Raw genomic sequence first — 7739 nt, forward strand, 5'->3', positions numbered from 1 at the left:
CTTTATTCGGTAGATAGCGGAAGGCAGATATAAGCAGAGTTGCTGGTGGAGTTGTGTCATCTGTTGGTTGGATAGAGCAATTGATTGGGCGAGTTGACGCAAAAACTGCATAGCGCACATTTTTACTCGCAACTGATTCTCATGAAAATTGTCTTCCGCACAGCCACTAAAAAAGTATTCGGCTAAGTGTAAATGCTCAAACTCTAGCTTTTCGTTGATCAGTAAACTGAGTTGGTTGTAGACCAATTTGAATTTGGTCGTTCGTCTCAAGTAGTCGGCGTTGTTCTTTTGTAAAATGAGAAACTGCTGGTTGATACGGTAAAGAGAGACACTTAAATAGATGAACATCATTTTAATAAAATGGGCAGCGAACTTTCCCCCAATCGCATGGGAAATGTTGGTGATGATCACATAGGTTTCTTTTAACGGCAGTGTGGCGAGCAGTTGAGCAATCAGCGTTTGTGTATGATGCTGGAGTGGGGTCGTCGCAGTGCAAAACTCAATATCCGGATGAATTTTCTCGATCTGTTTATTGATGCGCTCTAGCATGAGATGACGCAATTTTTTTTCGCTTCCCGCTACTACAAAACCACCATCAGTAGAGTGAAGAGACACGCCACTAAGTTGTAGCCGCGCAGAGAGTTCACTCAAATCTTTTTTTAGTGTTGGCCGAGAAATGCCGAGCTGTTTTTCGATCTTTTGGTATTTGTATTGGTTTGAGAACAAGTAGTTGTCGAGTAGGTAATCTTGCCGCTCACTCGACATTGGTCGGTAGTGAGTCAAGGGAATATCTTTTATTTTCTGCGCCCACTGTTCGGGGCTAATTTCAAATGTCGCAATGCCTTTCTGCACGCTGATCGCTTGCTCAATGTAGTAGTTGATATTGGCGATGTAGTTGTGGATATGGCGGCGACTCACCGCCATTTCTTCTGCCAGAACTGTGATAGCGCAAGCTTTTTGTAACAAGCGGCCAATCAACTTTACTTCATTAGAATTTATACTCACGCGATCTCTAGGCTCTGCTGCATATAGAAAATATGGGTTAAATCACACAATGCAGCGGGATTATGCTGTTTTGTTATGACCACTTAGTGATGGATGTGATTATAAGCCTAATTTCGGTATAAACCATTCAATAATATGAAAATTCCCTTCCACTTTTACAGAAGCACATTTCGATTTTGTTTCCGCAGGTTCTTTCGTACTGTACCCATGAAAACCACAAAGGTTTCCCTACAAAATATAATAATGTGTATCTAAATGGAGTGGCTATTATGAGTCATAAAACAAAGCTTTGGGGCTTTATCCAAGGTTTAGGAAAGACGTTTGTGCTTCCTATCGCATTGCTCGGTATTTCGGGTATTCTGTTAGGATTAGGCAGCTCTTTAACGGGCGCTCAGCTACAAAAGTTATGGCCTTTCCTTTCTTACGAGCCGATCAACATTTTCTTCCAATACGTGACGATGGTTGGCGTATTCACTTTTAAAAACATGCCGGTTCTTTTTGCGATTGCCATTCCTTTGGGGCTAGCAAAAGAAGAAAAAGGCGTCGCCGCATTCTCGGGCTTTGTGGGTTACCTTATCATGACGATGGGGACTAACTTTGCACTGAAACATACAGGTATGTTGGTTGGCCCGGATGAAATGCGTGATGCAGGCCAAACCATGATTCTTGGCGTACAAACTATCGGTACGGGTGTATTAGGTGGTATTTTCTCTGGTGTGATTGTGTCTCGTTTGCATGAGCGTTACAAAGATACCAAACTACCGGATGCCTTCGCATTCTTCGGTGGCCCACACGCAGTGCCAATCGTATCGCTGATTGTTCTTTCTGTTTTCGGTATGTTGATCCCTTACATCTGGCCTCTATTTGACTCTTTGATCAAAGGGTTGGGGTACATAATTCAGCAATCAGACGTTTTTGGCCCGATGATCTTTGGTGCGAGTGAGCGTCTACTGATTCCTCTTGGTTTACACCATATCTTGACGGCGATGATCCGTTTTACTCCTGTAGGTGGTGAAGCGATTATTGATGGTCAGCAAGTGATTGGCGCATTGAACATTTTCTACACCAACCTAGCGGCTGGCCATGAAACTCCAATGGAAACCACAGCGTTGCTCTCTCAAGGTCGTATGTTGAGCTTCTTCTTTGGCTTACCTGCTGCGGCCTTTGCTATGTACCGCACCGCTAAACTGAAAAACCGTCCTTTGATCAAAGGTCTACTGATTTCTGGTGCCGTGACCGCGATTGTGAGTGGTATTACCGAACCGATTGAATTCATCTTCCTGTTTATCTCACCGATGTTGTACCTATTCCACGCCTTTATGACGGGCTTGGGTTACCTAACGTTATCGATCTTCAATGTAAACATTGGTCCTGCGGGTGATGTGATTGGTTTCTTTGTCTTCGGTGTGTTGCAAGGCTTTAAAACCAACTGGTTCTTCGTTCCACTATTGGGCGCAGTTTGGTTTGCGGCTTACTATTTCGTCTTCACTTACGTCATTATCAAGAAAGATCTTAAGACACCAGGCCGTGAAGATGACACTGACTCAGTGGTCAGTAAGTTAGGCGCAGATGGTTTAGCGGCTCATATGCTTGAAGCGCTAGGTGGTAAAGAGAACATTGTCACTATCGATAACTGTGCGACTCGTTTACGTTTGGTATTGCATTCAACTGAAATTGTGAATGATAAACAGCTAAAGAGTGCGGGTGCGATTGGGGTTGTACACCTTGATGCGACAAACTTGCAGGTTGTTATTGGCCCTCAAGTACACACGATGCGCAAGAAAATAGAGTTGGCAATGGCATGAAAATAGATTTCGACGGCGTAATCGACAGAACCAATACCTATTGTACTCAATGGGATTATGTAGAAGACCGTTTTGGTAAGCCGGGGTTATTGCCTTTTACCATTTCTGATATGGACTTTGCCTCACCAGTCGAAATTCAGGAGACATTAAAGGCGCGTATTGAACACCCGGTTTACGGATATAGCCGTTGGAATCATGATGATTATAAACAAGCTATCTGCCACTGGTATGAAAGCCGTTTTTATAGCCCGATTTCACCGGAGTGGATTGCGTATAGCCCGAGTGTTATCTACTCAATCGCGACTCTGATTTCGCTAACCAGTGAGCCGGGAGAGGGTGTATTGCTGTTCACTCCGGCTTACGATGGTTTCTTTGGCTGTATTGAACATTCTGGTCGCCAGATGGTGACCAGTGAGTTGATTAACGATAACGGTTACTTTGAAATCGATAAGCAAGATTTTGAGGCGAAAATTGCTCATTGCCGCACCCTGTTGTTATGCAATCCGCACAACCCCGTAGGGCGAGTGTGGCAAAAGGAAGAGTTGGCGTATTTACTCGACGTTTGCCAGCGACATGATGTGTTTGTTATTTCAGATGATATTCACATGGATATCTGCTTTGGCGTACCTTACTACCCAGTGACATCGTTGACTACCCATAAGGTAGCGATTTGTACTTCGGCATCCAAGGCGTTCAATACACCAGCGCTTGGTGGTTCTTATGTTCTCATTCCGGAAGCGGATTTGCATGCGCGTTTTATGCAAGTGTTGAAGTTACAACAAGGTTTGTCGTCACCGCCAATTTTTGGGGTGCTGGCGACGATCACCGCATACCAGCAATGTGGCTATTGGATTGATGAACTTAAAACGTATCTTCAAGATAACTTACATTTTGTTCAGTTGTACTTACATCGGGAGTTGCCAGAGCTTACGATGCAGTTCCCGGAAGGACTGTATTTTGCTTGGATTGACTATTCGGCCATGAATGTAAGCGCACAACAATTGAAAGCTGCAATGGTCAATGCTGGTGTGGCGATAATGACTGGTGATGTTTATGGCGATGGAGGCAAGCACTATTTAAGGCTCAATGTTGCTTGTCCCCGAGAAAAACTCACTGAAGGTCTAGTGCGCTTACAGCAGTCAGTCACTGTATTAAGGAGTCAAAATGGATAAAGTGATAGAGCACTTTATAGCAATGGCGGGTATTAGTTCGCCTTCTTATAAAGAAGCGCAAGTAAGTGCTTATATTCAAGCGCAGCTAGCAAAATATGGGATTGAATTCTATCAAGACAACGCGCACCTAGAGTATCAAGTTGAAGGTGCTCAGTGTGGTAATTTGATTGCGCTGCTACCCGGTACGCTTGCAGGAACGATTGCCCTTTCTGCCCATATGGATACGGTGACGCCATGTGAAAAGATAACGATTGTTGAAGAGGGTGATTGGATAAAAACCGATGGCAAAAGTGTACTCGGTGGCGATGATAAAGCAGGGATTGCTGTTATTTTGGACGCGCTTATTACATTGGCGTCGAATACATCCCCGCACCCATCTATAGTGGCTATTTTTACGATTGCAGAGGAAGTTGGACTCAAAGGGGCTAAAGCGCTCGATTTTAGCCGCTTACCATCCATCGATTTAGCGTATGTGATTGATGCTGGTGGCGAGATTGGTACCGCATATATTTCAGCGCCTTATTCAGCCAAAGGTGTGGTTACAATAAAGGGGCGGTCTGGTCATGCGAGTGAGCCTGAAACCGGTTGTAACGCGATGGTGGCAGGAGCGAAGCTGATTACTCAACTGCCGATTGGGCGTGTAGATGAGGAGACGACTAGTAATATCGGTATCATTCATGGTGGCAACGCGACCAATATTATTATGGAAAGTGTCGATATTACCTTTGAAGTTCGCTCTACTGTACAAAATAAGGTGCAAGCTTTCGTTGATGAGGTAACGCATCAATTAGAAATGCTTCAAGATATAATGCCAATCAGTTACGAAAATCGTATAGCACAAGGTACGCCCGGTTTTCGTTTAGATACGAGCTCGGATTTAGTCAGTACATTTACATCATCTTGCATTCAACAAGGCTTAGAAGTGCAATTGAATGATGGTATGGGCGGTTCCGATGCGAATATCTTTAATAGGAGCGGCATTCCATGTATGGACATTAGTGTCGGTATGACGCAAATACATAGCGTCAATGAGTGCATTAAAAAATCAGACATTATTGCGTGTCGTGATTTAATTATAACGGTACTGTCGCGGCCGCTAGCCCCTCAGAAATAGATGTTCATTGCTTACACTAACAAAAAGCCAGTCCCTCGGAGACTGGCTTTTTTTGATCACGATACATCCCGAGTAGCAATAATATTGAGTATATTAATAGGGTAACGATTGATTCAAATTATGTTGAGCGAGCCCTAAAAGGAGACAGTAACTGTTTACCAAATACGTTAATTAGCGCGCCAGTAACAATTAGTCCACCTCCTAAGTAACTCCAAACTGAAGGGACTTCATTGAATACCCATACCCCAAGTAACGCAGAAAAAATGATTTGAACGTATGAGTAGGCCGACGCTTTGCCCGCGGCTTGAGTTTGCATTGCTTTCGTCAAACCGTATTGGCCAATTTGGGTAAATATACCAACGAGCACCAACATCATGGTTAAGAAAATGCTCGGCAGAACAAAGTCACTCCACATCAAAACCGTTGAAATAGGTAGAGCGACCAGTGGGAAATAGAAAATGATCACCGAGCTGTCTTCGGTCTGGCTGAGTTTTCTTACTATCACGTAAGCGATTGAACTACCAAACGCCCCACACAGAGCCACCATTACGCTAAATATTGGTAATTCATTGACGATGGCGCTATTCATGTTGGGTTGAACCATCACCAATAATCCCGCAAGACAGAAGAGGATGCAGATGATGGTGGATTTTTGGATGTGTTCTTTGAGGAAAAGAACCCCAAGCAAAGCGGCAAACACTGGGTGGACATATTGCAAAACTGTTGCTTCGGCGAGTGGCAAGGTTGTGACTGCATAATAAACACACATTAGAGCCATTGTGCCTACCGCTCCCCGTAAAAGAAGTAACGGTTTATTGTGGCCCCATATTGAGATTTTTTTTCGTTTTACATCTAAATAACTGATGAGCAGTGAGACTAAAGCTCTCGCAGCCACGATCTCAAACACAGGGATGCCGTAGTTACTGACATATTTCACACACGCAGACATCAGCGCAAAACCAAACGCAGAAAGAATCATAAACCTAACCCCTACGGGGATAAGTGACAAAGTGAAAGCGGCCATAGCGTGTCTACCAAAGGAAGGGGAAAAGAATCATATCTTATTTTAAATTGAGATTCTTGTTCGCTGAGTTCAATTAGTTACTTGCCGCTTAGGTATCTGTGACGATGAAAAACTATTCACAAGTGAGTCAGCGATTGACTCACTTGTGCGAAGCGGTATTACTGAAGCTTAAAGCGATCAACAACAGCTCCTAGCTGTGTATTCGTATCCGTTAGTTGGAAGGTGCTATTGACCGTTTGTTGGCCATTATGATTAATATGGTTAACCATTTCCTGAATACTGGTCATATTGCGGTTTATCTCTTCTGCCACGACACTTTGCTGCTCGGCCGATGCCGCAATTTGTGTGGTTAAATCATTAATTTCGACAATTGAGTCTGTCATTGCGTCGAGAGAGTTCATTACTCGGGCTGTCGTTTCGGACGTTTGTTGGCAGCTAGACTGTGTAGTTTTCATCGCATTGACAACAGTGTTATTGCCGTTCCGTAATTTGGTAAGCATTTCATTGACTTGAGAGGTGCTCTGTTGAGTACGGGCCGCGAGTGCACGAACTTCATCTGCAACAACAGCAAATCCTCGTCCTTGTTCTCCTGCGCGAGCTGCCTCAATCGCAGCGTTGAGCGCTAACAAGTTTGTTTGTTCGGCGATGTCACCGATCACCCCAAGCACTGAACCAATCTGATCGGTATCCTTACTCATTGCAGTAATGGATTGCGACATGGTAGCGACTTCTTCAACCAGTGCCGAAACACTTTGAACGGCTTCTTGAACCACTGCTTTCGAGTGGTTGGCTTCATCGTTTGTTTTGTGGGTCAGTTTTGCTGCGTTGGCAGCACTTTGAGCGACGGAGTCGGCAGTCGAACTCATTTCCGTGATAGCGGTGACTACTTGTTCTGTTTCTTTTGTATGCGCTGTCAATAAGGTTTGATTTGAGTCTGCGTTTTGCGCAACGACATTAATCTCTTGTTTGATCTGCTGACTTGATTTCGCGACATCAAGCATCATCGCTTGTAGCTTCTCTATAAAGAGGTTAATCCCTGTTGCAATTTTGCCTAAATCATCTTGGGTATGGATTTCTAAACGACGTGTAAGATCGCCATTGCCTTGTGATAGGTCGGTGACGATATTACGTAGTGAGACAATAGGTTTAAAGGCAATATTAACCGCCACAATACTTAACGAGATGATAAGCAGCCCGGATATGACTAAAGTCAGGGTTATCGCGTTATTGAGTTGCGCGGTATTTTCCAAAATGTAGGCGTTATCAATATAACCCGTTAGGCTCCATTGGCTACCGCGAACATCAAACGTGCTTGGCAGTGGAATTAGGTCACCGTCAGTTTTGTTTGAGAATAAGATGTTGTTGCTTGGATCGACCAGTTCCATATAGCTGCCATCAACAGCAGAGGAGGCCAGTAATTCTTGAGTATCACTAAGATCAATATAGAAAATGTTTCCGTCAACGGTACCGTTTGGAACCACGATAGTAAGTAGAGGTTTGCCTTGATCATAGACGATATCGCTTACGGTCATTTTACCATTAGCGGCTGAAATGAGATCGATAAATGCTTGTGCTTCTGCAGGATCATCAATACTTCCTTCAGGATTAAACACTAAGAA

At 44.0% G+C, this 7739-nt stretch carries 6 protein-coding genes; 3 read left to right on the forward strand and 3 right to left on the reverse strand.

Features of this window, described 5'->3' with window-relative positions:
* A partial coding sequence (locus tag RH85_RS22785) for a helix-turn-helix domain-containing protein (RefSeq protein WP_138956475.1) occupies positions 1 to 1005 on the reverse strand: 1005 nt, incomplete at its 3' end.
* Between the two features lie 269 nt (positions 1006 to 1274).
* On the opposite strand from RH85_RS22785, the gene malX reads away from it, so the two are divergent.
* Genes malX through RH85_RS11980 form a run of 3 tightly spaced genes read left to right on the forward strand, consistent with a single transcriptional unit; the run spans position 1275 to position 5096 of the window.
* Positions 1275 to 2810 (forward strand): maltose/glucose-specific PTS transporter subunit IIBC, encoded by a 1536-nt coding sequence (malX, locus tag RH85_RS11970; RefSeq protein ID WP_005598896.1) that lies wholly within the window; start codon positions 1275 to 1277, stop codon positions 2808 to 2810.
* Complete coding sequence (locus RH85_RS11975; protein ID WP_006712515.1) at positions 2807 to 3982, forward strand: MalY/PatB family protein; 1176 nt, start codon at positions 2807 to 2809, stop codon at positions 3980 to 3982. Before malX ends, RH85_RS11975 begins: the two co-directional genes overlap by 4 nt.
* Complete coding sequence (locus RH85_RS11980) at positions 3975 to 5096, forward strand: M20/M25/M40 family metallo-hydrolase (protein WP_006712516.1); 1122 nt, start codon at positions 3975 to 3977, stop codon at positions 5094 to 5096. Before RH85_RS11975 ends, RH85_RS11980 begins: the two co-directional genes overlap by 8 nt.
* A 118-nt stretch (positions 5097 to 5214) precedes the next feature.
* On the opposite strand, the gene RH85_RS11985 is transcribed toward RH85_RS11980, so the two are convergent.
* Positions 5215 to 6075: a DMT family transporter gene (locus RH85_RS11985; RefSeq protein WP_006712517.1), complete on the reverse strand. Its 861-nt coding sequence runs from the start codon at positions 6073 to 6075 to the stop codon at positions 5215 to 5217.
* 203 nt (positions 6076 to 6278) lie between these two features.
* Positions 6279 to 7739: methyl-accepting chemotaxis protein (locus tag RH85_RS11990; RefSeq protein ID WP_006712518.1), on the reverse strand; the 1461-nt coding region annotated here is incomplete at its 5' end.

The sequence above is a fragment of the Vibrio ichthyoenteri ATCC 700023 genome (assembly GCF_000222605.1).
In the GTDB taxonomy this organism is placed as follows: domain Bacteria; phylum Pseudomonadota; class Gammaproteobacteria; order Enterobacterales; family Vibrionaceae; genus Vibrio; species Vibrio ichthyoenteri.

What these genes read in the sequence shown, in the direction of transcription:
- malX (WP_005598896.1), top strand. Translation starts at nt 1,275, where the DNA reads ATGAGTCATAAAACAAAGCTTTGGGGCTTTATCCAAGGTTTAGGAAAG.
- RH85_RS11975 (WP_006712515.1), top strand. Translation starts at nt 2,807, where the DNA reads ATGAAAATAGATTTCGACGGCGTAATCGACAGAACCAATACCTATTGT.
- RH85_RS11980 (WP_006712516.1), top strand. Translation starts at nt 3,975, where the DNA reads ATGGATAAAGTGATAGAGCACTTTATAGCAATGGCGGGTATTAGTTCG.
- RH85_RS11985 (WP_006712517.1), bottom strand. Translation starts at nt 6,075, where the DNA reads ATGATTCTTTCTGCGTTTGGTTTTGCGCTGATGTCTGCGTGTGTGAAA.